Genomic DNA, 25,214 nt, shown 5'->3' with positions numbered 1-25,214 from the left:
TGGCGCTCACGAGTCGGTCCGCAACAACATGACCCCGCTCGGTGTCAGCCCACCGCTGCTGGCCACGGCGACCCGCGCGCCGGCGACCTGGCGGTCACCGGCCTCGCCGCGCAACTGGGTGACGGCCTCGTGGATCAGTCCCATCCCATGAGTGCGGCCATGCGAGAGCTGACCGCCGTGGGTGTTCAATGGCAGCACTCCGTCGCGCGCGATGTTGACACCCCCGTCCAGGAAGCCCTTCGCCTCACCGATGCCGCAAAAGCCCAGAGCCTCAATCCAAGACAGGCAGTTGAAAGTGAAACCGTCGTAGAGTTCGGCGACGTCGACATCCGCCGGCCGCAACGATGTCCGCGACCACAGATGCGCGGCCTGGCCCAGCACCTGCGGTTCGTGAGTCAGCGTGCTCTGGTCCCAGTCGATGCGCTCGATGATCTGGGTCCCGACCGCTTCGACTCGGATCGGTGGCTTGGCCAGATCGCGGGCCGCATCGACGGCCGACACGATCACCGCGACCGCGCCATCGCACGGGACGTCACAGTCGTAGAGGCCGAACGGTGTGGTGATCATCCGGGCGGACAGGTAATCGTCCATGCTCATCGGGTCGCGGTAGATCGCCGTCGGGTTGAGCGCGGCATTGGCCCGTTGGTTCAACGCGATCCAGCCCAATGTTTCCCGGGTGGTGCCGTACCGGTGGAAATGTCGCTGGGCGTTCTGCGCCAGCGTGTGCGCGGCCGAGGTTGCCCCGAACGGCATCTGCCAGCTCGTGGTCCGCCCGCCTTGCGGCCGGATCTTGCCCTGTTTCATCAACTCGTTGTAGGTGGCCTCCCACAGAGTGCGGAAACACAGCACATGGCGTGCCAGGCCGGTGGCCACGGCCATCATGGCGGCGATCACCGATCCGCTTGGCCCGAACGTCTCGAGGCCGCCGTTGTGCCAGGTCGGTCGGAGGCCCAAGGCGGCTTCGAGCGCGGTCACCCCGCCCTCACCGAACGGGCCGGGGAGGCCGGCGCCGGGGTACGTGGAGAGTCCGTCGATGTCACCGAGGCTCAGTCCGGCGTCGGCGATGGCCGCTTCGCACGCCGCCACGGTCAGCGACAGGGGATCCACCATCTGCCGGCGGCCCAACGTGGACATGCCGATCCCGGTGAGCGCTACCTTGTCCTCGAACTTGTCGCTCGTCACCATCGGGCGCACGTGCTGTGCGTAGTCCTCGGGTGCGATCTCGTCATCGGGAAGCGGCGCGATGTCACCTGCGTCGCCGGCGGGGCGAAACAGCGGCAACCAGACGTCTTCGTGCTGTTCGAACACCACTTCCAGTTGCCGGCCGAGCTCGAGTCGCTCCGGATCACAGTCGATGATGTTGGTGGTCAGCCGAATTCGCGGGTCCTCGCTGATAGCAGCCTGCGCCACCACATACGGAGCCGGCAGCCCGGGCAGGCTGAATCGGTGGTTGACGGTGAACCCGGCCAGGGTGGCCCGCCCGGACACGTCGCGCACACCCACGTTCGTGCTGCGGCAGTAGCGGCATACCGGCTGTGGCGGATGGATCAGCGAGGCACAGTCGCGGCATTCCTGCAGCCGTAGCACGCCGTCAGCGCCGGCGGTCCAAAAGAATTCGTTCTCGGGGGTGACCGCGGGGAGGGGGCGCCCAGGTGCGCTCATGCGTCGTCCTCCTCGGTGATTTCGATGATGGCGTGGACCGGGCAGTCCAGCAAGGCACGCTTGACGTCGTGCTCGTCGGCCTCGGCCACGGTCCCGTCGCCCGTCAGGGACGCATAACCCCAGTCGTCCAGCGAGAAATATCCGGGCGCGTGCTTGGCGCAGAAGCCGAACCCGTCGCACAGCGTGCGGTCCAGGCGGATCTTCATGCCCTCACCTCCTCGACCGCATAGGGACGCATCGCGCGAAATGCGCCGCCGCGGCACGACTCGCAGGCATCGTCGAGGTGGCTGGCCACCAAGTCCGGGAACCGGGTCAGCAGGCTGGACGCAACGTTGGTGGCGCCGTCCAGCGTGCCGCAGGCACCTCGACCGGGCAGCACGCCGGCCCAGCGCTGCAGTCGCTGCACGTCTTCGGTGGTGGCGGCTCCGTCGCGCAGCGCCTCGGCGACCGCCGCCATCGCTACGGTGCCGTTGAAGCATGACCCGCACTGTCCGGCGTTCTCCCGGCCGAAGTAGGCCAACACCGAGGCCGCCACCGCGACGGGGCAGTCGTCGGTGAGCACGGAGATCGCCCCACAGCCCAGACCGCTGCCGGCGGCACGCAACGACTCATGGTCGAGGGTGGCCGCCAGTGCGTCCCGATTGAGCAGGCCGGCGAAGTAGCCCCCCATCAGCACACCGCGTACCTGGTCGGCGGGAATCCCGTGCGCGCTCAACAATTCGGCGACCGTGACGCCGTGCGGTAGCTCATAGAGCACGGGAGGTCTCCCGCCGCCACTGACCGTGGCCAGGAAGGTGCCCGGCGACAAGGCAGTGCCGCGCGCCCGGAACGTGTCCGCGCCGTGGCGCAGCAGATAGGGCAGGTTCGCCAGGGTTTCGACATTGGAGACCAGGGTCGGGCGCTGGTGGATTCCCTGCTGGTACGGCCGTGGTGGTTTGTCGGTCGGCTTGGCCGGGCCGCCGTTGATGGCCCGCACCGCCGCGGTCTCCTCGCCGGCCACATAGCCCGCGTCGACGGTGTGTACCGTGATCAGCAGCCCGCCAAGGACTTCCGGGCCGGCCTCGGCCAGTGCGTTCTCGACACTGCGGGCCGCCGAGGGATCGGAGACATAGATGTAAGCGCGGCGGGCCGCCACCGTCGCGGCGGCCAGCCGCAATCCGTCGAGCACCAGATGCGGTCGGTTGCGCAGCAGCCAGCGGTCCTTGACCGAGGCTGGTTCACCTTCTTCGCCGTTGGCCAGGACCACGGTGTCGCGACCGCGCAAGGCCGCGTCGCGCACCGAGCGCAGCTTCACCGCAAGGGGAAACGCCGCCCCGCCGCGGCCGAGTAATCCACTGCGCTGAACCTCGGCCAGGAACTCCTCGGCATCGGGCAGTGGCCGATAGCCCTCGCCTGCCAGGTATTCCGCTGCGTCCTCGACGCCGGATTGCTCGCGCAGCAGCCGTGGTGCGCAGCCCGGCCAGGTGGCTACAGCGAGCTTCGGAGTTGCTGCCGTTGTCGTCATTGACACCTCTTTTGGCTAGGCTCGCGGACGTGAGAACAGCGGTGGTGCGACTCGACGTCGACCCGGCCGGGAAGCTGATGCCCGAGCATCTGGCGGCGGGAATGGCAACGCTGCGAGACTTGGCCGGCCAGGCCGGTGTCGACGTGGTCGATGCCGATATCGCGGCCTTGCCGGTGGGTCGGCGCCACGTACGGCTGCTGATCACCGGAGCCGAGAAAGACGTCGTCGACATCGGTATGAGGCTGTGTGCCAAGGCATTCGACACGATGCCGGCACCGGGTGTGGTCACCTACCTGAGCAGGGGAACCGATGATGACGTGCACGGGGTGCTGGCCGGGCTGGGACTGTCCGGCCAGATAGTCCGGACTCCGGGATCCGATGGTCTTGACGTCGTGCACGTGACCTTGGTGGAGTCGGATCTGCAGCGGGTTGGCGAAAGCCGTATCCACACCGCGCTGGAGGCGTCGCTGAACTGCGAGGTCCACATTCACACCTGCTGAGTCCATCAGCGGCCCAGGAATTCCAGGATCGCCGGGGCGGCCTGCACCCAAGTGTCGAACATGTTGAAGTGACTGACTTTTCCGGAAGCGCGATCCTCTGCCGCCCGCTCCCAGGCATCTTCGGGCCACGGCGGGTCGATCAGTTCGGATCCCTTGATCAGGCAGTTGACCTCCAGCGAGGTGCGCTTGGGATGGTCCCAGTCGTTCTCGCCGCCGCGGATGATCAGCGTGGGAACCGTGATCGCATCGAACATCTCGTCATCGACACCGGGAATCGTCTGGCCCGGCTTGGAGACGAATGCATTGAGCCAGCGCAACATCACCTTGAGGAACGCATCACCGTCCAAGTCGAGCAGTCGCTGCTTGTTGTTCGGGTTCTCCTCGATCCGCTCCTGCCACTCACGTACCCCCAGCAAGGCCGCCGGCCCGCCGCCGCGCGCGGCCAGGATGCTGGGCACCACGTAGTAGGAACCGAGCACGAAGGTGCCGTAGATGCCGCCCACGATGTTCCACAGCGCCAGCTTGGTGACCAGTTCTGGATAGAGCATGGTGGTCAGGATCGAGTCCCGCGCACCACCTGAGCCGCCGGCCAGGATGACCGGCCCGGTCTCCAGGGCGGTGAGTAGCCCGTGCAGGGTCTCGGCGCGCATGTGCGATTCGGACTGACCGTAGAACTGCACGTCGGAGGCGCCGCAGTTGGGGCGGTCCCACAGCAGTACCCGGTAGCCGCCGTCGACCAGTGCATCGGCGAGGGGGCGCAGCCCCGGTATCTCCTTGGAGAACCGGCCACCGGGTGTCAGGACGATCAGGTGGCCGGAGGTACCGAGGATTTCGTAGACAACGTTGCCGGCGTTGACTTCGATTGAGGCCACCGAAAACTCCTGTGTGCTAGGCCTGGACGAGGACGTCGTTACCGACTACCCGCACCGGGTAGGTGCGAATGCTCCACTCCGGTTTGACCGCTGTCGTACCGGTGGCGAGTTCGAAGCCCCATTGATGCCAGGGGCAGTAGATGTATTCGAGGTCCCGGACCATGGTGGCCTCTCCGGGGCTCTCCTCGTCGACGATGGTGCGGCCACGCAGCCGGCCCGAGCACAGTGGACCACCCTGGTGGGGGCAGAAGTTCGCGATCGCGTAGAACGTCCCGTTGATGTTGTAGACCCCGACGCCGTGATGCCCGATCGGCACGAGCTTGTGTGTGCCGGGCGGTATTTCATCGATGGTGGCAACAATGTGTTCACGGCCCTGGGCCAGCCGGGGCCGCTGTTCGTCTTGGCTCATCTAGAACACCCGCACCTGTCCCTCGAGGGCCGGGACCGTGTCGGGAAGGTGGTAGGTCTGCAAGCCGTTTTTGAACATCACCGCTTCCCGGGCCGCCTTGGGCAGGTGCTTGACCAGCCAGCGCGGGTCGTCGAAGGTCCAGTGTGGGTAGTCCGAGGAGTACAGCAGGATCTTCTCGCACTCCATCCATTCCAGAGCCCGCGTGAGTTCGGTCTTGTCTTCGGGGTAGTCCAGAGGCTGGGTGGTGAACTTGATGTGGTCCTTGACGTATTCGCTGGGCTTGCGCTTGATGTCCACCCATGACTTGCGAGCCTCGTAGATGGCGTCCATCCGCCACATCAGCGGCAGGATCCAGCTGAAGGCATGCTCGACGAGCACGATGCGCAGGTTCGGGTGGCGGTCGAAGACGCCGTCGAACACCAGGCTCATCACTTGGTTCGCTGCCAGCAGTGAGTAGGTGACCATGAAGTCGTGGTTGTAGCTGGGCATGCCCACCGGCGGCATCGGCAGCTCTTCGTGATGGCTGCGCGACAGGTGGCAACTCACCGTGATGTCGTGCTTGGTAGCCGTCGCCCAGATCGGGTCGTACTTGGGGTCGCCCCATGCGGGCCGCGGTTCGGCCTTGATCAGGATCTGCGCCATGTAGGGGTGGCCGGCCCACTTCTCGATTTCGGCCACGGCGCCGGCGGGGTCCTCGATCGCGGCACAGATCGAGCCGCGCCAGCGCTGGTGCCAATTGTTCTTGGCATCGAGCCAGTGGTTGGCCTGCCAGTCGTTGAGTGCGGACGACATCGCCTGCTGTGCTTCGGGAAAGCGGGCCGGGTAGGCGGCGGGCTCGAGGATCGCGTAGTCGGCGCCCGCTTCCATGATCAGCTGCTTGAATGCCAACTCCGGGTCGCTCCCGGGGAATTCGCCGTCGGACGGGAACGCGTCGACTCGCATGGCGTAAGCGTGCGCATAGTCCGGGGCGTCGTAGTAGATCTGCTCACCGACCCGACGGGGCAGAAAGTACTTGCTGCGCCAGGGCTCGGGGAGATACTGCACCAGATCGCCGCGTCGCGGCACCGGGTGAACGTCCGAATCCACGCACCGCACGGCGATTCGCTCGGCGGCCGGCTTGCGCTCGGTAGCTGTCACGGTCATCGTGAACTCCCTTGGTCCCTACTGCTCTCTAGTGTGCTCCCGCGACGGCTGGTACGGCAGGGACTTCTATGCCGTAGAGGCCAGCGGCGTTGCGCCAGCACAGCTTGTCGCGTTGTTCGGCGCTGAGCGCCCGCGGAACGCTCAGTTCGTTGCGCTGCCAGTGCGGGTAGCTGGATCCGTACATCACCATGTCGTCTTTGCCGGTGAAGCCGAACCACTCACCGGCGAAATCGGTGTCCCCGGGGCCATCCATGGCGCCCTGCACGAAGTAGACGTGGCCGGGCAGGTAGTCGCTCGGCATCTTGGGCGCCCAGGGCGTCTGCTCCAGGTGTGGCCGGCCGAAGGTGTCCATCCGCCAGATGATCGGCGTCAGCAGATCCGCGGCGCCGTCGGCCCACACGAACTTCAGCGCCGGCATCCGCTCGAAGACGCCCTCGGCGATCATGTTCATCAGGTGGTACAGGTAATTGCACGCCATGAAGCTGACGTACTGCTCGTAGGTGCGGGGAACGCCGGACGGCGTCGGCGAGGCGGAGATGCCCGAACCGACCTCGATATGCGCCACGACCGGCAGGCCGGCGTCGATGGCCGCCTCCCACAATGGCCAGAATTGCGGCTTGCCGAAGAGCTCCCGGGATTGCAGCGGAACGCCGATCTGCACAACGCGGGGGTGGCCGGACCATCGGTCGATCTCGCGCAGCGCTCCGGCAATGTCGTCCGGGTTGACGCGGATGGTGCCCCGGAAGCGCTCGCCGTACTCGGGGTGGTCCAGCCAGCGCGACACCAGGATCTCGTTGTGCGCTGCGGCGATCGCCGATCCCAGATGCCGGTCCGGCATCACTCCACGCGTCATCGGGTGCAGTACCGCCACGTCAATCCCACGTTCGGTGAAGAGGTGCTGGGCGAGGACCGCGGGGTCCGACCCCGGGTATTGGCGCTGTGGGCCGTCTGTGCCGGGTGCGTACTCGCCGCCCGGCGCGCCGTACCAGTCCATCTCGTAGTCGGGGAAGCCACGGCTCTTGAACGGCTCCCGCATGAAGCCGCGTAGGTCGGAGTTGGACGCCGCGAAGATGTGCACGCTGGCGTCGATGACGGGCGTGCGGGTGCCGTCCGGGTGTTCGATCATCAACGCCGCCCTTCGTCCTACCGCCCGCCGGGCACTGTGGTGCAGTCACCGTGCCGCCCGACCCCCCGGTGGGACTATTGTATAGCTGTATTCTTTGCACGCAAGAACTATATTCTCATTCTGGCGCGCAAGGGTTGAGGGTCACCGGCCGCGCCGTGGCTTGATCGACGGCGCGTTGTGCGGCGGTGACAAGGAATCTCAAGCCGAGATCGTTACATCCGTTTGCGAGAATGTTATTCTCGATCGGCGCTTGGGAGAGGTGACTGCAATGCTCTTGGAGTTCGACGAAGATCAGCGACTGTGGCAGGGCACGGTACGCGATGTGGTGGGCAAGCAGTGTTCGCCTTCGCTGGTGCGCAGCGTCGCCGAGGGCGAGGAAGACGGCGCAGTCGACTCCCTCTGGAAGGTCTACGTGGACCTGGGCTGGACCGAACTGCACGAACCGGAGACCGCGGTAGAGCTGGCGATCGTCCTGGAAGAGCTGGGCCGCGCCACCGACCCGACCCCCTTCCTGGCGACCATGACCCAGTTCGCTCCGCTGGTAGGTGAGCATTACAGCCCGGACGGGTCCACTGGTGCAGCAGTTTTCAGCGGGGTGACCGCGCATCGCAACGCCGGCGGCTGGGTGTTGGACGGAACCGCACTGAAGGTATTGGACGGCGATCGCGCCGACCGGCTGGCGGTGGTCACCGCGGCGGGGGTCTTCATCGTGGATGCCGGCACGGTGACGACACGCAAGGCGGCCGTCTTCGACCCGACGTTGCACCTGAGCGACGTCTCCTTCGCCGGAGTCGAGGTTCCCGACAGCGCCCGGATCCGGGTCGATGCCGAGCGGGCCCGCCACGTCGCGCTCAGCGGAATGGCGATGACGATGGTCGGCGCCTGCCAGCGCATCCTCGATCTGGCGTTGGAGCATGTCCGCAGTCGGCAGCAGTTCGGGGTCCCGATCGGGTCGTTCCAGGCTGTCCAGCACAAGGCCGCGGACATGCACGTGGCGATCGAACGCGCCCGGGCGCTGGCCTATTTCGCCGCGCTGACGATCGCCGTCGATGACCCGCGGCGCCGGATGGCGTCCGCCATGGCCAAGGCCGCCGCCGGGGAATGCCAATCGGTGGTCTTCCGGCATGGGCTGCAACTGTTCGGTGCGATGGGATTCACCTGGGAGAACGACCTGCAGTTCGCGCTCAAGCGGGCCAAGGCGGGGGAGCTGATGCTGGGTGGTGCCGCGCAGCACCGGGCCGCGATCGCCGAGGAATACCTTGCAGCTCGCATTTGATCCCGAGGTCGAGGAATTCCGCGCCGAGTTCGCGGCCTTCCTCGACGCCAACCTGCCCCCCGAGGCCGACACCATGGAGCGGCCACGTTCGGTGTCGCACATGCCGCAATGGGCCCGCCAGTGGCAGCGATTGCTGTTCGACAACGGCTGGTTGTTGCCCGGCAATCCGCCGGAGTTCGGTGGCCGCAATGCCACCCTGCTGCAGCAGTTCGTGCATCTGGAGGAGCTGTGCCGGCGCCGCATCTATCACAGCTTCAATCCACAGGGTGTGAATATCATTGCGGCGTCTCTGCTTTCGTTTGGCAGTGCTGAGCAGAAGCATCGCTGGGCGGTGCCGATTCTGCGCGCTGAGATCACCGCCTCACTGGGCATGAGCGAGCCGAGCGCAGGCTCGGACCTGGCGTCCTTGCGGACCAGGGCGGACCGTGACGGTGACGATTTCATCGTCAACGGCCAGAAAGTGTGGACCTCGGGCGCTCACGACGCCGACGTGCTGTTGACGTTCGTCCGTACCGATCCCGACGCGCCCAAACACAAGGGCATCAGCGTGCTGGTGATCCCGACAAACACCCCGGGCGTGGTGCGTCGTCCGTTCCCCACCATCTGCGGAATCGACGACAAGGACTTCAACGAGGTCTTCTTCACCGATGTGCGGGTGCCGGCGGAGAACCTGGTCGGACCGCTGCACGGTGGCTGGCGGGTGGCCAATGGATCCCTGGGCCACGAACGCACCATGATGTGGCTCGGTTTCGCCGACCGGTTGGACAACATCATCGCCGACTTCCATCCCGAGGGCGCGCTCGAACGCGACCGGTTCGCCACGGCGGTCATGGACTATCAGGCGCTGCGCCTGCTGGGGTCCGCAGCGCTGGCGCGCGCGGCGCGCGGCGAGGAGGATGTCGCTGCTCTGTCCGTGCTCAAGCTGCTCGGCTCCGAGGCAGAGATGTTCGCCTCCGGTCACGCGCTGGATGCGGCCGGGGCCGACGGCCTCGTGCACCCTGCGAATTCGGGACCGTATGCGCCGATGAACCTCGACAGCTACTTCGCCAGCTGGTTCGAGAGGCATGCCCGGAGCTTCTCCGGCACCATCGCCGGGGGCACCTCGGAGATCCACCGCAATATCGTCGCTCAGCAGGGGCTGGGCTTGCCTCGCGGCTGAAAGCTCAGTACCCCGCGAGCTGGTGGTCGGTCTACCTCCGCGTAGGTGATCCAAGGCGTGCGCCGAGCTTGGCGATCTCGGTACCCAGTTGTGCACCGATCTCGGCGAGGGTCGTCCGCCGTTGGTCGGGGTTGTTGCGCAGTGTCGTGTATGCGGCAGCGAACAGCCGTGGCGGGGTGAACAATTTGGTGGACGGGAGGTCGCGGTTCATCACTTTCAGCAGCGTCGCCGCGCCGTCCGGGTCAGCCGCGACCCGCCGGATGACTTCGGCGACCAGCGGTGAAGGCGCCCCTGGAGGTGCCATCTGCATCGCGAACCAGTACATGTCGTAGGAACTGCGGTCCCGGCTCTTCCACCACCGTTTCAGTGCAGCGTCTTGGGTGGCCGCAGCCCCGGCTGAGCCGCTGATAGCCATCGACAGCGACTTGGCTTCGCAGAGCGCATCGGAGATGCCCTGCCCCGGAGAGAAATCCTTGAAATGCCCGGCGTCTCCGGCGAGCACCCAACCCGGTCCAGCTGACTCTCGAAAGTAGCTGTGCCAGTTAGCCATGACGCGAAGTGGCCCGTCACGGTCGGTGCCTCCGACGATATCGTCAAGTTCAGGCCACTGACGAAGTGCATCGCGGTAGTTGGCCTCTCGGTCACGATTGAAGTCATCGGCCTCGCGATGATCGACACCGACAGCTGCCATATAGAGGCCTGAGTCCGTCGGACTGGCCAGGAAAGACAGATTGCCCCTGCGTCCGATACGCAGACGTGGCTCCTGGGGGCCCGTCGCGAAGTACCCCCACACGGGTATACGCCCGCCGGGTTTCACCAGATACTTACGAGCGCCAACTGACTTGGCCACCACCGATCCCCGGCCGTCGGCGCCCACCAGCAGAGCGGCCTCGACGGGTCCGTCCTCGGTGTCGATGCCGATCACGCGTGCGCCCGAGGTGCGGGCCCCGGTAACCCGGCATCCGGTCCGCACGTCGACGCCTGCGTTCGCCGCCGCTGTCACCAAAGCGTGGTCGAGGATCGTACGCCGCACATTCAGGCCGAGATGGGGAAACACATCGCCGAGAGCGCCATCGAGACGGACATCGTCGATCACCAAACTGAAGCAGTCCAGTTGGGTTGCGCCACGCGCAAGTACCGGCTCCAGAGCCCCGATCTCGGCGAGGATGGCCACGCCCCGGGGCTGGATTACATGGGTCGAAGGCGTCTCGCTCGGAAACCTGGCCTTGTCGACCAGGCACACCCGCATGCCAGCCCGCGCCAAGTAGATGGCGAGCGCGGAACCCGCACAGCGTCCGCCCACCACCACAACGTCAAACGGATCCATCGAGAGCCTCCGCGTCCACTCGACATCGGGGTGAACTAGCCGTTGGTGACTCTAATGTCGACCTTCTTTCCCCAATGGGCTTTGAGCTGACTTTGTCTCATCTCGACGGGCACACCGTTTCAGATAGGACTGTCGCCCACGGGAAACCGGATTGCGGTCGCTCGCGGGGAGCGTCAGTCGATGACGACCTGTTCTTTGAGCTCGGTGATCGGACGCGCGCACCCCTGCTCGTCGCAGATCCGCTGAAGTTTCTCCAGGGTCTCGTCCAGCCCCGGCCCGAGCCGCTTGCCCGGGGTGAAAGTCGCCGGCAGGTTCCGCATGCCCTGGATGACGCCGATGGTGTCGTAGTGCACCGCACCTTCGGTGTCGCACTGGTAGTCGGGCATCCGGTCGAGCACCGCGGTCACCATCGACTTGAAAACCGTGCGTGCCACGTTGGATCCGATGCAGCGGTGCACTCCCAGGCCGAAACTGAAGTGCCGGTTGCCTTTACGGTCCATGATGACGCGGTTGGGTTCTTCGAAGATGGCAGGATCGCGGTTGGCCATCGCCCAGGACAGCCAGAGCCGTTCGTACTGCTTGAACTGTTGCCCTTCGACCTCGACGTCCTCGGCGAATGTCCGGCCGTCGCCGGGCGCGGGCGTGAAGAAGCGCAGGAATTCCTCGGTCGCCGGGTCCAGCAGCGTTGCACGCTCCTCGCTGAGCCGGGTGCGCTCGGATGGGTGCTGGCCGAGCCATTCCAGTGCGTGCGCGGTCAGCGCCGTGGTGGTGTCGAAGCCGCCGCCGATGACCAGGCCCAGGTTGCCCAGGATCTCGATGTCGGGAGCGGGCTCACCGTCGATACGGAATTGCATCAGCGCGTTGACCAGACCGGGACGCGGGTTCTCCCGGATCTCCATCATGTTGTTGATGATGTCGATACCCATTTCGCGGTGCTGCTCGTTGATCTTCTCGCGATCGGGCGAGTGCTCGGGCGTGTACACCGAGGCGTGGGTGGGCTCGCTGTAGACGTTCCACTTCTTGAGCTCGATGCCCATCATCGCGAGGGTGAACACCGCGGGAACCACGTTGGCCAGATGCTCGACAAAATCGATCCGGCCCGACTCGATGTGCTCATCGAGTGCGGCGCGGGTGATCTCGTCGACGAATGGCACCCACCGCTTGATCGCGGCGGGGGACAGGTACGGATTCAGTGCGCCGCGGTAGGCGCTGTGCTCGGGCTCGTCCATCTCCAGGATGCCGCCGCGCACCACCGTTGCGCGGCTGGCCTTGGGAATCGTGATGCCCTGGAAGGGGGTTTCGCCGCTGATGTCGTGATGGTTGGAGACCACCGGGCAGCGGGCCAGTTCGAAGACGTGCTTGCTGTCGGCCGCCACCCAGTGCCCGCTGTACGTGGGACTCCACGCCATCGGGCACTTGGCCTGCATCTCGTTGGTGATCTCTTCGAACCGATCGCGGTACTCCGGAGCGTGCCGATCGAAGAAGAAGGTGTTCTTCTTCCGATCGTCGGACGCATCGTCTTGGCCGGTCGCGGCGAGTGAATCGTTGACGCTCAAGGAATCCTCCCTATTCATTCCTCGATGAGAATGGCCTGTTCGGGGCAGGAGTGTGCGGCCTCGCGCACGGCGTCCTGCTGATCGGCCGGAACCACTTCGGACACCGGCGAAGAGGTGCCGTCAATGTCGTTGAGCACGAAGGAGTCGGGCGCGATCATCGCGCACAGCGTGTGGCCCTGGCATCGTTGGCCATCAACGGAAACCTTCATGTTCTCGCTCCTTTCAACCGATTTCGGTGCGCTGGGATACGACGGGCGTCATCAGATGTGGTAGTCGTACCACTTGAGATATCCACCGGCGTCGACCCGCAGCTGCATCCCGGTGACGTACCGAGCCTCGTCGGAGACCAGCCACAGCACCGCGTTGGAGATGTCTTCGGGTTCGATGAACGGCACCTTCATCGCCTGCTGGACATAGAAGACCGGTTCGGCGTCGGCGCGGGTCGGGTGTTCGAGGTCGGGGCGGAACGAGCGATACATCGGCTCGCTCTGCAACATGTCGGTGTTGCAGTTGGTCGGGTGAATCACGTTGGCCCGGATGCCACGCGGTGACAGCTCGGTGGCCAGGTCGTGCATGAACTGCGAGATCATCCGCTTGGACGTCATGTAGGCCATGCCGCCCGGGTCGCCACCCGGGTTGGGCTTGCTGTGTGCGTCCATCAGCGCGGCGGCCGAGGCGGTGGCCACGATCGCGGAGCCTTCCTTCAGGTGCGGCAGCGCGACATGGACGGCGTTCATGGTGCCGACCAGGTTTGTGTTGATGACGTCGGTCCACGCCTGCAGCGGTGGCTGACCCTTCATGCCGGCGATACCGGCCTGTGCCACAACGATGTCCAGCTTGCCCAACTCGGCGATGCCGGCCTCCAGTGCCGTCTTGAGCGCGGCTGCATCGCGGACGTCGGCCTGTGCAATGACGCAGCGCTGACCGGATTTCTCGACGAAGTTCTTGGTTTCTTCAAGGTCTTCGGCCGTGGCCATCTTGTAGCCGATGGTCTCGAAGTCGGTGCAGTAGTCGACGGCGATGATGTCGGCGCCTTCCTCGGCCAGCCGCAGGGCGTGGCTGCGGCCCTGCCCGCGGGCTGCTCCCGTGATGAATGCGACCTTTCCGGCAACGCGTCCCACTGCTGTTCCTTTCGTTGGTGTCCGTGCACGCCTGGCTTGGCGAAATGTGGTGAAAGTCAGGTATTGCGGCCACCGTTGACGCCGAGGATCTGTCCGGTGATGTAGCCGGCCTCCTCGGACACCAGGAAAGCGCAGGCCGCGGCGATGTCCTCGGGCTTGCCGATACGCCGCACCGGGGTCTTCGCGATGCTGTCCTCGATGTTGCCGAGGAACCCTTGGCGATCGGCATTGCGCAGCATCGGGGTGTCGATGAAGCCCGGCGGCACGGCGTTGACGGTGATACCGCTCGGCCCGTACTCCAGCGCCAAGGTCTTGGTGAGCCCGTTGACGGCGGACTTGGCCGCGACATAGTGCGCCATATAGGGAGTCCCGGAATGCGTACTCGACGAGGAGATGTTGACGATGCGCCCCCAGCCGGCTTCGACCATGTCGGGCAGCACCGCCTGAATGGTGTGGAAGACACCGTTGAGGTTGATATCGATGATCTGCTGCCAGTCCTCGAAGCTGATGTGACTGAACTTTTTGAATCCGTCTTTGCCGGCTGCGTTGACCAGAATGGTGATCGGACCGAGCTGTCCGCGGATCTGCGTCAGTGCGATGTCGATCTGCCCGCGATCGGTCACGTCGGCGGCGAAGGCCAGATCTTCTTCGTTCGGTTTCAGATCGATGATGGCCACCCGGTGGCCGGCGGCGCGCAATCGGCTCACGACTGCCGCACCGATGCCCGAGGCGCCCCCGGTCACGACAGCAGTCCTCACGAGGCCCGTCTCGATCACAAAGAATCTCCTTTCCGAGCGTTGAGAATCGTACTCTCGCTTGTCGGATTCTGGCAAGGTCCATCCGGACCCCTTCTCAGCAGCGAAAATGCCGTAGTCGCATTAACTCTCGCCATAGAAGTGCAGGTTGTAACGCTTTTCGTCCACCCTTGAGTTCTCACATATGAGATGTATGATTCGCCGCAGATGAGAATCTAGTTACCCGCCGGGGAGGCTTGATGCGTTCGCAGGACACGGCAGACACCACCGCCGACGGCTCCACAGGACAGGTTGTCGACCGGCGACTGCTGATCAACGGTGAGCTGGTGGAGGCGGACGCCACGTACGCCTCGCTCAACCCGGCCACCGGAGAAGTCCTGGGCTATGCCCCCGCGGCCGGCGTCGAGCATGCGGTCGCGGCCATCGCGGCGGCACGCCGGGCCTTCGACGAAGGTGACTGGGCGACCGACACCGACCTGCGGGTCCGCTGCCTGGATCAACTGCACCGTGCACTCGTCGAGCACCGTGACGAATTCGCCGCGCTCACCATCGCCGAGGTTGGCGCGACGCCCGCGCTGACCCAGGGTGCACAGCTCGACCAGCCGATCGCGATCGTCCGCTACTACGCCGATCTGCTCAAGAACTATCCGATGACCGAAGACCTCGGCAACGTCGAGAGCCGCGGAATGCTGCACCACCGTTGGGTGGAGAAGGAAGGCGCGGGCGTCGTCGCCGCGATCATCGCCTACAACTACCCCAACCAGCTGGCCCTGGCGAAGCTGGCGCCCGCGCTGGCCGCCGGGTGCACCCTGGTGCTCAAGGCCGCGCCCGACACTCCGCTGGTGACGCTGGCGCTCGGCGAGCTGATCGCCAACCACACCGACATCCCGGCCGGCGTCGTCAATGTCCTCAGTTCGTCAGACCCCGCGGTCGGCGCCGCGCTGACCACCGACCCCGACGTTGACATGGTCACCTTCACCGGATCCACCCCGACCGGCCGGGCGATCATGTCCGCCGCCAGCGGGACACTCAAGCGGGTCTTCCTGGAGCTGGGCGGCAAGTCCGCGGCGATCGTCCTCGACGACGCCGACTTCAACATGGCCTCGGTGTTCGCTGCGTTCTCGATGGTGACCCACGCCGGCCAGGGCTGTGCCCTGACGTCGCGGCTGCTGGTACCTAACAGTCATCACGACGAGATCGTCGAGATGATCAAGACGAACTTCTCTCATGTGCGCTACGGCGACCCCACCGACCCCAAGACCTACATGGGTCCGCTGATCAGCGCCAAGCAGCGCGACAAGGTCGATGCCATGGTGCAGCGCGCGGTGGCCGCCGGCGCCACTCTGGTGACCGGCGGGGAGAAGGTCGATCCCGGCTTCTTCTACACCCCAACGCTGTTGACCAATGTCGACCCGGACAGTGAGATCGCCCAGGAAGAGGTCTTCGGACCCGTGCTGACGGTGATCGGCTATGACGACGACGACGATGCGGTCCGGATCGCCAACAACTCGATCTACGGCCTGTCCGGTGCGGTCTTCGGTAGCCAGGATCGGGCGCTGGCGCTGGCCCGCCGGATCCGGACCGGAACGTTTTCGATCAACGGCGGCAACTACTTCAGCCCGGACGCACCGTTCGGGGGATACAAGCAGTCCGGGATCGGCCGCGAGATGGGTATCGCCGGGCTGGAGGAATTCCTGGAAAGCAAGACGTTCGCGGTGCCGGTAGCCGGAGCAGGCGGATGAGACCGCTCGAAGGCGTTCGCGTCCTCGAAGTCGCGATGTACGGGTTCGTCCCCTCTGCCGGTGCTGTGCTGGCGGAGTGGGGCGCCGAGGTCATCAAGGTCGAGCACGCGGTGACCGGCGACCCGCAGCGCGGGCTGCGCCAGACCGGCATGTTGCGGGTCGAAGGCGACCCCAACCCCAACATCGAGCACGCCAACCGCGGAAAGCGCAGCATCGGCCTGGACGTGTCGACGCTCGAGGGTCGCGAGGTGTTGCTCGAACTGGCAAAGCGCGCAGACGTTTTCCTGACCAGTTTCCTTCCCGGCCATCGCAAGAAGTTCGCCATGGACGTCGAGGACATCCGTGCGGTGAACTCGAAGATCATCTACGCCCGCGGCAGCGCGCTGGGCCCCCGCGGAGTCGAATCGGAAAAGGGCGGCTACGACATGACCGCCTTCTGGTGTCGCGCCGGTACCGCCGCCACCATCACCCCGCCCGGCATCGAGGGCATGATCGGCCCGCCCGGACCCGCATACGGCGACACCATCTCCGGCACCAATCTGGCCGGCGGTATCGCGGCGGCACTGTTCCAGCGCGAGCGCACCGGCGAGCCGTCGGTGGTGGACGTGTCTCTGCTGGGCAGCGGCCTTTGGGCCATGGGCCATACCGTCGCCTTGACCAGTCATCTGGGCGAGCGTCTGATTCAGCAGCCGCCCGGTGTGCATGGTTCGCCGATCAATCCGCTGGTCGGGGTCTACGCGACCGCCGACGAGCGCTACATCTCGTTTGTGATGATGCAGCCCACCAAGTTTTGGGCCGACGTGTGCAAGCACATGGAACTCGACGACTACATCGACGATCCGCGGTTCGCCACCGCACAATCGTTCGCCGAGCACACCCCGGCCGCCGTGGAGATCCTGCGCGCGGCGATGGCCAAGCGGACGCTGCCGGAGTGGAGTGAGCGCTTCGCCACCCTGGCCGGACCGTGGGCGCCGGTGCAGGACACCCTGCAGGCTGCTGCGGACGCGCAGATCCGCGCCAACGAATACATCGTGCAGGCCGGTGAACTGGAGTTGGTGGCCAATCCGGTGCAGTTCGACGTGGCCGCCCCAGCGACCGGGCCGGCACCCGGATTCGCCGAGCAGACCGACGAGATCCTGGTCGAGCTCGGCCTGGACTGGGACCGCATCATCGAACTCAAGACCGTCGGCGCGGTTACCTAGGTCATCGGGCAGGAGCTGGGGAATCGCAATGCCGTGCTGCTTGACTCGCAAAGGCCACCCGCCGGGTGCCACTGGTGTGGCACAGTGCGTAGAACTCTTCGGGGGTCGATCCGCGGTGTCGGCGGTAACCATCGTGGAAGGGGCGGCAGCGGTGGTGCCTAGTGGTGTGGGAGCACTGATCTCGGCTCACGATGACGTCTGCCTCGACGCCGCGGTGATGGAGCGGTAATGGTTCTGGGAGCGACGGCGGATCCACCCTTGGGCGGCGACCTCCACGACCCGGACCGGCGGTCCGCCGCCGCGGGCCGGCATCGGCCCGCCGGTGCCAGGCGCCAGCCGCCGGCGTACCTGCGTCCGCTGATCGGACTGGCGACGGTGCTGACGATCGCGGCAGCGATCGGGCTGCCGATCGGCTTGTTCCGGGGCAGTTTCACCCGCACGGTGCCCGTCACGGTGCTCTCGCAGCGCGCCGGCCTGGTGATGTACCCCGACGCCAAGGTCAAGATCCGCGGTGTGCAGGTCGGCAAGGTCGGCGACATCGAGGCCAAGCCGGATGGCACCGCCGTCCTGCATCTGAAGATGGAACCGGGACAGCTGTCGCTGATCCCGGCCAACGTCAGCGCCCGGATAGCCTCCTCGACGGTGTTCGGAGCCAAGTTCGTCGATTTGGTGCCGCCGCCCGAACCGGTCACCGCCCGCATGCACGCCGGCCAGGTCCTGGCGGGCGAGCATGTCACGGTCGAGATCAACACGGTGTTCCAACAACTGGTGCGGGTCCTGGACAAGATCGACCCGAAGAAGCTGAACGAGACTCTGAGTGCGGTCTCGACGGCGTTCAACGGACGCGGGCAGAAGCTGGGGCAGGCGCTCACCGACTTCGACAAGCTGCTGGCCGAGATCGAGCCCAGCCTGGGCACCCTCGAACACGAGGCCACCACCATGGCTCCGGTGTTTCGGTCTTACGCCGACGCGGCACCGGACCTGACCGCCGCACTGAACGCCACCAGCACCATGAGTGAGAGCGTTGTGCAAGAGCAGAACAGCTTGGACAGCTTCCTGCTCAGCGCCATCGGGCTGGCCGACACCGGCAACGAGGTACTGGGAGAGAATCGGCAGGTCCTGACCGAGTTGACGCAGGTACTGGAGCCGACCGCCGCGTTGCTGGACAAGTATCACGAGGAACTCGGCTGCGCGATCGGCGGCTTGGTGCCGTTCGCCAAATCCCCGCCGTTCGACGTCCCCGGCATCATCATCACCGCCAGCTTCACCCTGGCCAAGGAACGCTACCGCTACCCCGATCATCTACCGAAGGTGGCGGCCCGCTCCGACCGTTCCTACTGCACGGAACTGGGCCTGCCCGATGTACCGCCGGAGTATCGGGTGCCCGCGTTGATCGCCGACACGGGAGCCAACCCGTACGAATACGGCAACCAGGGCATTCTGCTCAACTCCGACGGCCTCAAGCAGGCGCTGTTCGGGCCGATCGGTGGGCCGCCGCGCAACAGCGCCCAGGTGGGGATGCCGGGATGAGAAGCGGAATGGGAACGCTGATCAAGTTCGGTATCTACGCCGTGGTGATGGCGTTGGCGACGGTATTTCTGTTCGCGATCTTCGCTGAGGTCCGAACCGGGCCCACGGTGGGCTACCAGGCGGTGTTCGCCGACGCCTCCCGGCTCAAGGCCGGCGACAGCGTGCGGGTCGCAGGAGTGCGGGTCGGCACGGTCGGCGGCGTGTCGCTGCGTCCGGACGGAACGGTTTTGGTGAAGTTCCAGGCCGACCGCAACATCCCACTCACCACCGGCACGCAGGCCTCGGTGCGCTACTTGAACCTGGTCGGTGACCGCTACCTGGAACTGGCCGACGGGCCGGGTTCGACTCAGCTGTTGGGAAAGGGAGGGCAGATCCCGCTCGAACGGACCGCGCCGGCCCTGGACCTTGACCTGCTGCTCAACGGCCTCAAGCCGGTGATCCGCGGCCTGAATCCTCAGGACGTCAACTCGCTGACGGCGTCGCTGATCCAGATCATGCAGGGTCAGGGCGGCACCATCGACTCCCTGATGTCGCGGACGTCGTCGTTCTCGAACTCCCTGGCCGACAACAACCAAGTGATCGAGTCCCTGATCGACCAACTCCGCACGACGCTGGCCACCCTGTCGGGCGGTGACAAGCGGTTCTCCGGGGCGATCGATCGGCTGAGCAAGCTGGTCGCCGGGCTGGCGGCTGACCGCGACCCGATCGGGACTGCGGTCACGGCCCTGGACCGGGGCACCGCGTCGCTGGCAGACCTGCTCGGCAACGCCCGCGATCCGCTGACCAACACCATCACTCAGGTCGATCGGTTGACCACCGCGATCAACGCCGACCTCGCCGGCCTGGACATGTCGCTGCAGAAGGCGCCGGAGAACTACCGCAAGGCCATCCGGCTCGGGGCGTACGGCGGGTTCATCCAGTACTACCTCTGCGCGGTCCAGATCCGGGTCAGCGATACCCAAGGCCGTACCGCGGTGTTCCCGTGGATCAAAGCGGAGGAGGGCCGATGCAGCGACACCGACTGAGCGCCGTGCTGCCCGGTGCCGCCACGGTACGACGGGGGACCCGCCGATGCTGAAATACCATGGCAGCCACCTGATGCGCATGGGCCTGATCGGCGTCGTGGTCGTCGCATTCATCGTTGCCATCGGGCTGCAGCCCGAGCAGCTGATCCAGTGGGCCACCTGCGTGCGCTACCAGGCCCGGTTCGCCGAGGCCGGTGGCCTCAGTACTGGTGCCGACGTCACGCTGTCGGGGATCAAGGTCGGCTCGGTAACCGACGTCGCGCTCGACAACGGCGACGCTCTGGTGACCTTCACTCTGGCGGGCAAGTACGGACTGGGGACGCAGACCACGGCCCACATCCGCACCGGTTCGTTGCTCGGTGAGCGGGTGCTGACCGTGGAGCCGACTGGCAGCGGCAAGATGCATCCGCTGGAGGTCATCCCGCTCACCCGTACGTCGTCGCCGTACTCGCTGGTCGACGTGGTCGGCGAACTCACCACGAACACCGCCGGCACCGACACCGAGTCACTGAACCGGTCGTTGGACACCCTCTCCGAGACCATCGACCAGATCGCCCCGCAGCTGGGGCCGACGTTCGACGGACTGAGCCGGCTGTCCCGGGCAGTCAACAGTCGCAACGAGGGCCTTGCCGACCTGTTGAAGTCGGCGGCTGATCTCACCGGTGTGCTCTCCGAACGCAGCCAGCAGATCAACTCGCTGATCCTGGACGCCGACAGTCTTGTCGATGTGCTCAACACCCGGCGGCAGGCCATCGTCAACCTGTTGGTCAGCACCTCGGCGGTGTCGCGGCAGCTGTCCGAACTGGTCGCTCAGAACAACGAACAGCTCAAACCGACGCTGGACAAAATCATCGAGCTGAACAAGATCTTGGTGAAGAACCGGGACAACCTCGCCAAGGCGTTGCCAGGTTTGGCGAAATACGAACTCACTCAAGGTGAGACGGTGTCCAACGGGGCTTACTACAGCGCCTACGTCCCGAACCTGTTCCTGCCTCAGTTGCTCCAGCCGTTCTTCGACTACGCGTTCGGATTCCGTCGTGGCGTCGATGCCGGTCAGCCGCCGGACAATGCCGGACCGCGTGCCGAATTGCCGTTCCCGGTCAATGGGATTCCACAACCAGGAGACCTGCCGCCCAGATGAGGACTCGTAGACCACTGCAGATGGCGGCGGCCGTCCTGGCGGCACTGCTGCTACTGGCCGGTGCAGGCATACTCGTCGGCCAGACCGTCCTGAAACCGACCCGGATCACCGCGTACTTCTCCACTGCGACCGCGATCTATCCCGGTGACGAGGTCCGGGTTGCCGGGGTGAAGGTCGGCACCATCGACCGGATCGAACCGCAAGGGACTCAAGCCAAGCTCACCCTGCGCGTCGACCGCAAGGTGCCGGTCCCGGCCGAAGCCAAAGCCGTGATCGTCGCACCCAACCTGGTGGCGGCACGGTTCGTCCAGCTGACCCCCGCCTACCATCGCGGCGACGGGCCGACGATGGCTGATGGCGCAGTGATCCCGCGCGAGCACACCGCGGTCCCAGTCGAGTGGGACGAGGTCAAGACCCAGTTGAACCGGCTTGCCGCCGAATTGGGGCCGCGCAGCGGCGTCTCGGGAACGTCGGCGGCGCGCTTCATCGACAGCGCGGCCAATGCGATGGACGGCAACGGCGCCAAACTGCGCGAGACGCTCAAGCAGCTCTCCGGCGTGGCCCGGATCTTCGCCGAGGGCAGCGGCAACATCGTCGACATCATCTCGGGTCTGCAGACATTCGTGACGGCGCTACGCGACAGCGATCAGCAGATCGTGGTGTTCGAGTCGCGGCTCGCGACGTTGACCAGTGTGGTCAACGACAGTCGATCCAACTTAGATGCAGCTCTCACCGACTTCGCCGGTGCGATCGACACGGTGCGGGATTTCGTGGCGGGAAGTCGCGCCGAAACCGCCGAGGCGCTGCAGGGTGTGGCCAAAGTCAGTCAGACGCTGGTCGATTCGAAGAATGCGATCCGCAATATCCTGCATATCACCCCGAACGCGATCGCCAACACGCTCAACATGTACAACGTGACCAGCGGGACCCCGGTGGGTTCGTTCGCGTTCGCCAACTTCAGCAACCCGGTGCAGGCGATCTGCACGATGAACGGCGCGATCGGCAACGTGACGTCGACGGAGACCGGCAAGCTGTGCGAGGGTTACCTCGGTCCGGCCATGCGGCTGCTGAATTTCAATGGGCTCCCGTTCCCGATGTCTCCGTACCTCACCAAGGCGGCCAGCCCCGACAAGTTGATCTACACCGACCCCGCGTTGATGCCGCACGCCGAGCACCCGGGAGACCTGCCGGAGCAGACGCCGTCGATTTCGGCCTACACCGGGCTGAACGGCGACGTCCCGCCCCCGCCCGGGTGGACGGATCCGTTGCAACCGCGCGGTTCCTACGCGCCGGACGGACTGCCCGCCGCAGCGACGCCGCCGCTGATCTCCGGTGTACCGCCGCCCAGCCCGACCACCTTCGACGGGATGCTGCTGCCGGGCGGTCCGCCGCCGCCTGGGCCGTTGCCCGGACCGTTGCCCGCAGAGGGGGTGCCCACGCCATGATCGGTCTGAAATCCCTGCGGCACAGCGCTGCGGTCGCCGTCCTGGTCGCCGGCACCACCTCCGGCTGTGCCTTCGGCGGCCTGAACTCGATGGCGTTGCCGGGCGTTCAGGGCCGCGGTTCCGGGGCACAGCACTTCACCGTCGAGCTGGCCAATGTCGGCACGCTGGAATCCAATTCGCCGGTGATGCTCTCCGACGTGGTGATCGGCAGTATCGGCAAGATGACCGTCAGCAACTGGCACGCTAACGTCGATATCGCGGTCAACCCCGGCGTCGAGGTGCCGTCGAATGCGGTGGCGACCGTCGGGCAGACCAGCCTGCTCGGTTCTATGCACCTGGCGCTCAATCCGCCGATCGGGCAGGCGCCGACGGGGCGGCTGAAGTCCGGGGCCAAGATCCCGCTGAGCGACTCCTCGACCTATCCCTCTACCGAGCAGACCCTCTCGTCGCTGGCGGTGTTGGTCAACGGGGGCGGACTCGGTCAGATCGGTGACATCATCCACAACTTCAGCGCCTCCATGGCAGGCCGGGAAGGCGACATCCGCGACCTGATCGTCCGGCTGGACCACTTCACCGGTGCGCTGGACCGGCAACGGAACAACATCGTCGAGGCCATCGAAGAGATGAACCGGACAGCCACCACCTTCGCCGGGCAGCGCGACACCATCAACCGTGCGCTGAACAAGATTCCGCCGGCCATCGACGTCTTGATCAAGGAGCGTCCCAAGTTCGTCACCGCGTTGACCAAGCTCGGTCAGTTCGGCGACCTGTCAGCGGGTCTGGTCAACGACTCCGGGCACCAACTGGTCTCCGACCTCATCCATATCGAACCGGCGTTGCGTTCGCTGGCCGACATCGGCCCAGAGCTCAACTCCGCAGTGGCCTACGCCTCGGCCTTCCCGTACGGGCCCAACGCGATCGAGCGCGCCGTGCGGGGCGACTTCTTGAACCTGTTCGCCGTCTTCGACCTCACCAAACCCCGACTCAAGCGGGCCATGTTCGCCGGCACGCAGTGGGGCGACGAGGACGCGAAACTGGTTCCGGCTCCCGGCGATCCCTGGTATCTGAACTACTCCTACGACCCGCTGCAAGAGCCGATCCTGCAGTCGTCTGGCCAGGCCCTGCCGCCAGGAGCGGTTGGCTCGGGAGGCGGTGGCTAGATGCTGACACGCTTTGTCCGGATTCAGCTGATCCTGTTCCTGGTGGCTTCGGTGATCGGCGTTTCAGCCATGCTCTTCGGCTACATGCAGGTGCCGACCATGCTCGGGATCGGCCGGGTGGTGGTCAAACTGGACCTGCCCGAAACCGGGGGGCTCTACCGGTTTTCCAATGTCACCTACAACGGGGTGCAGATCGGCACGGTGACCAAGGTCGAGCTGACGCCGGGCGGGGTACGTGCCACGTTGTCGCTGAATCGATCACCTAAGGTGCCTGCCGATCTGGTGGCTGCGGTGCGCAGCGTGTCAGCCATCGGCGAGCAGTACGTCGATCTGCTGCCACGCAGCGATGGCGGTCCGTACCTGCACAACGGCTCGGTGATCGCGGCGTCGGACACCCAAGTCCCCCAACAGGTCGGTCCGATGCTCGATCAGGTCAGTGCGCTGGTCGACTCGATTCCCAAGGATCAACTCAGCAATCTGCTCGACGAGACCTTCCAGGCTTTCGACGGTGCCGGCTACGACTTCCAGTCCTTGCTGGACTCGGCAACCACCATCAGCGGTGACGCCAACCGGGTTTCGGACAAGGTGCGCAAGCTGGTCGATAACAGTGCGCCGCTGCTGGACTCGCAGGTGAAAAGCGCCGACGCTATCCGGACCTGGGCAGCCAGCGTGGCCGGGATCTCCGAACAGGTAGCCGCCAACGACCCGCAGTTGCGCGCCATCTTGCAACGCGGCCCCGGATTCGCCGACGAAGTATCCGGCCTGATGGCCGATCTCAAGCCGACGCTGCCGATCCTGCTGGCCAACCTGAACACCCTCGGGCAGGTGCTGATGGTCTACAACCCGTCGCTGGAACAGCTGATGGTGCTGCTGCCCGGTTACATTGCGGCCCAGCAGTCGTTCGGTCTGCCCAAGAACAACCCGACCGGTCTGCCGCAGGGCGACTTCACCCTCACGTTCGGGGACCCCAACCCATGCACCGTGGGGTTCCTGCCGCCGTCGTCATGGCGTTCCCCGGCCGACACCACCACAATCGACACCCCCGACGGCCTGTACTGCAAACTGCCGCAGGACTCACCGGTATCGGTGCGTGGTGCCCGCAACTTCCCGTGTATCGAGCATCCTGGTAAGCGCGCGCCGACCGTCGAACTGTGCGACGACCCCAAGGGTTTCGTCCCGATCGCGATGCGCCAGCACCTCACCGGACCCACTGCGTTCGACCCGAACCTGCTCAAGCAGGGCATCCCGGTCGACGACCGGGTCGATTTCAGCGACCGGCTCTTCGCCCCGGTCGGGGGTACTCCACTGCCGCCCTGGGCCACCCCGTCGGGCACATCACCGGATTCTCCGCGGCCAGAGGTGCCGGCGCCGCCGCCGTTGGCTGGAAACGCCGGGATCGGTGAACAGACGCCTTCGGTTGCGGTGGTGCCCTATGACCCGAACACCGGCAAGTACATGACCCCCGATGGGCGCTACGAGCAGCAGGCGAACCTGGTGCCCGGCTCCGGGCCCAAGTCGTGGACCGACCTGATGCCGTACTGAGTGCCGGAGGAGGACGA

The 25,214-nt window shown here is 65.7% G+C and carries 22 protein-coding genes and 2 pseudogenes; 12 read left to right on the top strand and 12 right to left on the bottom strand.

All coding sequences use genetic code 11. The annotated features are described in order from the left end of the window. Positions 1-6: 6 nt before the first annotated feature. The 3 genes and pseudogenes from ACKY0W_RS18340 to ACKY0W_RS18330 form a co-directional block, all read right to left on the bottom strand. Complete coding sequence (locus ACKY0W_RS18340; RefSeq protein ID WP_409435242.1) at positions 7-1,662, bottom strand: thiolase C-terminal domain-containing protein; 1,656 nt, start codon at positions 1,660-1,662, stop codon at positions 7-9. Between the two features lie 11 nt (positions 1,663-1,673). Further along, a pseudogene (locus ACKY0W_RS18335) lies at positions 1,674-1,868 on the bottom strand (ferredoxin); the annotation flags it as partial. Continuing rightward, complete coding sequence (locus ACKY0W_RS18330; RefSeq protein WP_409435241.1) at positions 1,865-3,166, bottom strand: NADH-ubiquinone oxidoreductase-F iron-sulfur binding region domain-containing protein; 1,302 nt, start codon at positions 3,164-3,166, stop codon at positions 1,865-1,867. The pseudogene ACKY0W_RS18335 and the gene ACKY0W_RS18330, both read right to left, overlap by 4 nt. A gap of 29 nt (positions 3,167-3,195) precedes the next feature. Here ACKY0W_RS18330 and ACKY0W_RS18325 point away from each other — a divergent pair, with 29 nt between their 5' ends. Further along, on the top strand, positions 3,196-3,666 hold the full coding sequence (locus tag ACKY0W_RS18325; protein ID WP_409435240.1) for a hypothetical protein: 471 nt from the start codon (positions 3,196-3,198) through the stop codon (positions 3,664-3,666). A 5-nt stretch (positions 3,667-3,671) separates the two neighbouring features. Here ACKY0W_RS18325 and ACKY0W_RS18320 read toward each other — a convergent pair whose 3' ends face one another. The 4 genes from ACKY0W_RS18320 to ACKY0W_RS18305 are packed head-to-tail and all read right to left on the bottom strand — an operon-like array spanning position 3,672 to position 7,216. Next, positions 3,672-4,538: an alpha/beta fold hydrolase gene (locus ACKY0W_RS18320; protein ID WP_409435239.1), complete on the bottom strand. Its 867-nt coding sequence runs from the start codon at positions 4,536-4,538 to the stop codon at positions 3,672-3,674. Between the two features lie 16 nt (positions 4,539-4,554). Continuing rightward, on the bottom strand, positions 4,555-4,947 hold the full coding sequence (locus tag ACKY0W_RS18315) for a Rieske (2Fe-2S) protein (protein WP_409435238.1): 393 nt from the start codon (positions 4,945-4,947) through the stop codon (positions 4,555-4,557). Then, positions 4,948-6,090: an amidohydrolase family protein gene (locus ACKY0W_RS18310; protein WP_409435237.1), complete on the bottom strand. Its 1,143-nt coding sequence runs from the start codon at positions 6,088-6,090 to the stop codon at positions 4,948-4,950. A 28-nt stretch (positions 6,091-6,118) separates the two neighbouring features. Then, complete coding sequence (locus ACKY0W_RS18305; RefSeq protein WP_409435236.1) at positions 6,119-7,216, bottom strand: amidohydrolase family protein; 1,098 nt, start codon at positions 7,214-7,216, stop codon at positions 6,119-6,121. A gap of 268 nt (positions 7,217-7,484) precedes the next feature. On the opposite strand from ACKY0W_RS18305, the gene ACKY0W_RS18300 reads away from it, so the two are divergent. Continuing rightward, positions 7,485-8,492 carry an acyl-CoA dehydrogenase family protein gene (locus ACKY0W_RS18300; protein WP_409437842.1) on the top strand — a complete coding sequence of 336 codons (1,008 nt, stop codon included), beginning with the start codon at positions 7,485-7,487 and terminating at the stop codon, positions 8,490-8,492. After that, positions 8,476-9,651 carry an acyl-CoA dehydrogenase family protein gene (locus tag ACKY0W_RS18295; RefSeq protein WP_409435235.1) on the top strand — a complete coding sequence of 392 codons (1,176 nt, stop codon included), beginning with the start codon at positions 8,476-8,478 and terminating at the stop codon, positions 9,649-9,651. The genes ACKY0W_RS18300 and ACKY0W_RS18295 overlap by 17 nt, the downstream gene beginning before the upstream one ends. A gap of 31 nt (positions 9,652-9,682) precedes the next feature. Here the strand turns inward: ACKY0W_RS18295 and ACKY0W_RS18290 are convergent, their stop codons facing one another. The 5 genes from ACKY0W_RS18290 to ACKY0W_RS18270 form a co-directional block, all read right to left on the bottom strand. Beyond that, complete coding sequence (locus ACKY0W_RS18290) at positions 9,683-10,978, bottom strand: NAD(P)/FAD-dependent oxidoreductase (RefSeq protein ID WP_409435234.1); 1,296 nt, start codon at positions 10,976-10,978, stop codon at positions 9,683-9,685. 173 nt (positions 10,979-11,151) lie between these two features. After that, on the bottom strand, positions 11,152-12,534 hold the full coding sequence (locus ACKY0W_RS18285; RefSeq protein ID WP_409435233.1) for a cytochrome P450: 1,383 nt from the start codon (positions 12,532-12,534) through the stop codon (positions 11,152-11,154). A 14-nt stretch (positions 12,535-12,548) separates the two neighbouring features. Then, complete coding sequence (locus ACKY0W_RS18280; protein WP_024440885.1) at positions 12,549-12,743, bottom strand: ferredoxin; 195 nt, start codon at positions 12,741-12,743, stop codon at positions 12,549-12,551. A 51-nt stretch (positions 12,744-12,794) separates the two neighbouring features. Next, on the bottom strand, positions 12,795-13,655 hold the full coding sequence (locus ACKY0W_RS18275) for a mycofactocin-coupled SDR family oxidoreductase (RefSeq protein WP_409435232.1): 861 nt from the start codon (positions 13,653-13,655) through the stop codon (positions 12,795-12,797). Positions 13,656-13,711: 56 nt separating this feature from the next. Then, the gene (locus ACKY0W_RS18270) at positions 13,712-14,413 is read right to left on the bottom strand and encodes an SDR family NAD(P)-dependent oxidoreductase (protein WP_409435231.1); all 702 of its coding nucleotides are present in this window, start codon (positions 14,411-14,413) and stop codon (positions 13,712-13,714) included. Positions 14,414-14,649: 236 nt separating this feature from the next. Between ACKY0W_RS18270 and ACKY0W_RS18265 the strand changes: the two genes are divergently transcribed. From ACKY0W_RS18265 to ACKY0W_RS18225, 9 genes and pseudogenes are all read left to right on the top strand, one after another. Beyond that, positions 14,650-16,152 (top strand): aldehyde dehydrogenase family protein, encoded by a 1,503-nt coding sequence (locus ACKY0W_RS18265; RefSeq protein ID WP_409435230.1) that lies wholly within the window; start codon positions 14,650-14,652, stop codon positions 16,150-16,152. After that, a complete protein-coding gene (locus tag ACKY0W_RS18260) occupies positions 16,149-17,354 on the top strand; it encodes a CaiB/BaiF CoA transferase family protein (RefSeq protein ID WP_409435229.1) in 1,206 nt (401 codons plus the stop codon). The genes ACKY0W_RS18265 and ACKY0W_RS18260 overlap by 4 nt, the downstream gene beginning before the upstream one ends. 40 nt (positions 17,355-17,394) lie before the next feature. Further along, positions 17,395-17,583: pseudogene (locus tag ACKY0W_RS18255) on the top strand (hypothetical protein); the annotation flags it as partial. Then, entirely contained in the window at positions 17,583-18,884 is a 1,302-nt protein-coding gene (locus ACKY0W_RS18250; protein WP_409435228.1) for an MCE family protein, read from the top strand. The pseudogene ACKY0W_RS18255 and the gene ACKY0W_RS18250, both read left to right, overlap by 1 nt. After that, positions 18,881-19,909 (top strand): MCE family protein, encoded by a 1,029-nt coding sequence (locus ACKY0W_RS18245; RefSeq protein ID WP_406757865.1) that lies wholly within the window; start codon positions 18,881-18,883, stop codon positions 19,907-19,909. The genes ACKY0W_RS18250 and ACKY0W_RS18245 overlap by 4 nt, the downstream gene beginning before the upstream one ends. 46 nt (positions 19,910-19,955) lie before the next feature. Further along, positions 19,956-21,050, top strand: a complete 1,095-nt coding sequence (locus ACKY0W_RS18240) for an MCE family protein (RefSeq protein ID WP_409435227.1) — start codon at positions 19,956-19,958, stop codon at positions 21,048-21,050. After that, a complete protein-coding gene (locus tag ACKY0W_RS18235; RefSeq protein ID WP_409435226.1) occupies positions 21,047-22,495 on the top strand; it encodes an MCE family protein in 1,449 nt (482 codons plus the stop codon). Before ACKY0W_RS18240 ends, ACKY0W_RS18235 begins: the two co-directional genes overlap by 4 nt. Further along, a complete protein-coding gene (locus ACKY0W_RS18230) occupies positions 22,492-23,655 on the top strand; it encodes an MCE family protein (protein ID WP_409435225.1) in 1,164 nt (387 codons plus the stop codon). The genes ACKY0W_RS18235 and ACKY0W_RS18230 overlap by 4 nt, the downstream gene beginning before the upstream one ends. Continuing rightward, a complete protein-coding gene (locus ACKY0W_RS18225; RefSeq protein WP_409435224.1) occupies positions 23,656-25,197 on the top strand; it encodes an MCE family protein in 1,542 nt (513 codons plus the stop codon). It abuts the gene before it with no gap. The last annotated feature ends 17 nt before the right edge of the window (positions 25,198-25,214 follow it).

This window comes from Mycobacterium sp. SMC-14 (assembly GCF_046250075.1).
In the GTDB taxonomy this organism is placed as follows: domain Bacteria; phylum Actinomycetota; class Actinomycetes; order Mycobacteriales; family Mycobacteriaceae; genus Mycobacterium.
This window is presented reverse-complemented; position numbering and strand designations above follow the sequence as displayed.

Coding starts and splice junctions, on each gene's coding strand:
- ACKY0W_RS18340 (WP_409435242.1), bottom strand. CDS start 1,662: ATGAGCGCACCTGGGCGCCCCCTCCCCGCGGTCACCCCCGAGAACGAA.
- ACKY0W_RS18330 (WP_409435241.1), bottom strand. CDS start 3,166: ATGACGACAACGGCAGCAACTCCGAAGCTCGCTGTAGCCACCTGGCCG.
- ACKY0W_RS18315 (WP_409435238.1), bottom strand. CDS start 4,947: ATGAGCCAAGACGAACAGCGGCCCCGGCTGGCCCAGGGCCGTGAACAC.
- ACKY0W_RS18310 (WP_409435237.1), bottom strand. CDS start 6,090: ATGACCGTGACAGCTACCGAGCGCAAGCCGGCCGCCGAGCGAATCGCC.
- ACKY0W_RS18305 (WP_409435236.1), bottom strand. CDS start 7,216: ATGATCGAACACCCGGACGGCACCCGCACGCCCGTCATCGACGCCAGC.
- ACKY0W_RS18300 (WP_409437842.1), top strand. CDS start 7,485: ATGCTCTTGGAGTTCGACGAAGATCAGCGACTGTGGCAGGGCACGGTA.
- ACKY0W_RS18290 (WP_409435234.1), bottom strand. CDS start 10,978: ATGGATCCGTTTGACGTTGTGGTGGTGGGCGGACGCTGTGCGGGTTCC.
- ACKY0W_RS18280 (WP_024440885.1), bottom strand. CDS start 12,743: ATGAAGGTTTCCGTTGATGGCCAACGATGCCAGGGCCACACGCTGTGC.
- ACKY0W_RS18265 (WP_409435230.1), top strand. CDS start 14,650: ATGCGTTCGCAGGACACGGCAGACACCACCGCCGACGGCTCCACAGGA.
- ACKY0W_RS18260 (WP_409435229.1), top strand. CDS start 16,149: ATGAGACCGCTCGAAGGCGTTCGCGTCCTCGAAGTCGCGATGTACGGG.
- ACKY0W_RS18250 (WP_409435228.1), top strand. CDS start 17,583: ATGGTTCTGGGAGCGACGGCGGATCCACCCTTGGGCGGCGACCTCCAC.
- ACKY0W_RS18245 (WP_406757865.1), top strand. CDS start 18,881: ATGAGAAGCGGAATGGGAACGCTGATCAAGTTCGGTATCTACGCCGTG.
- ACKY0W_RS18240 (WP_409435227.1), top strand. CDS start 19,956: ATGCTGAAATACCATGGCAGCCACCTGATGCGCATGGGCCTGATCGGC.
- ACKY0W_RS18235 (WP_409435226.1), top strand. CDS start 21,047: ATGAGGACTCGTAGACCACTGCAGATGGCGGCGGCCGTCCTGGCGGCA.
- ACKY0W_RS18230 (WP_409435225.1), top strand. CDS start 22,492: ATGATCGGTCTGAAATCCCTGCGGCACAGCGCTGCGGTCGCCGTCCTG.
- ACKY0W_RS18225 (WP_409435224.1), top strand. CDS start 23,656: ATGCTGACACGCTTTGTCCGGATTCAGCTGATCCTGTTCCTGGTGGCT.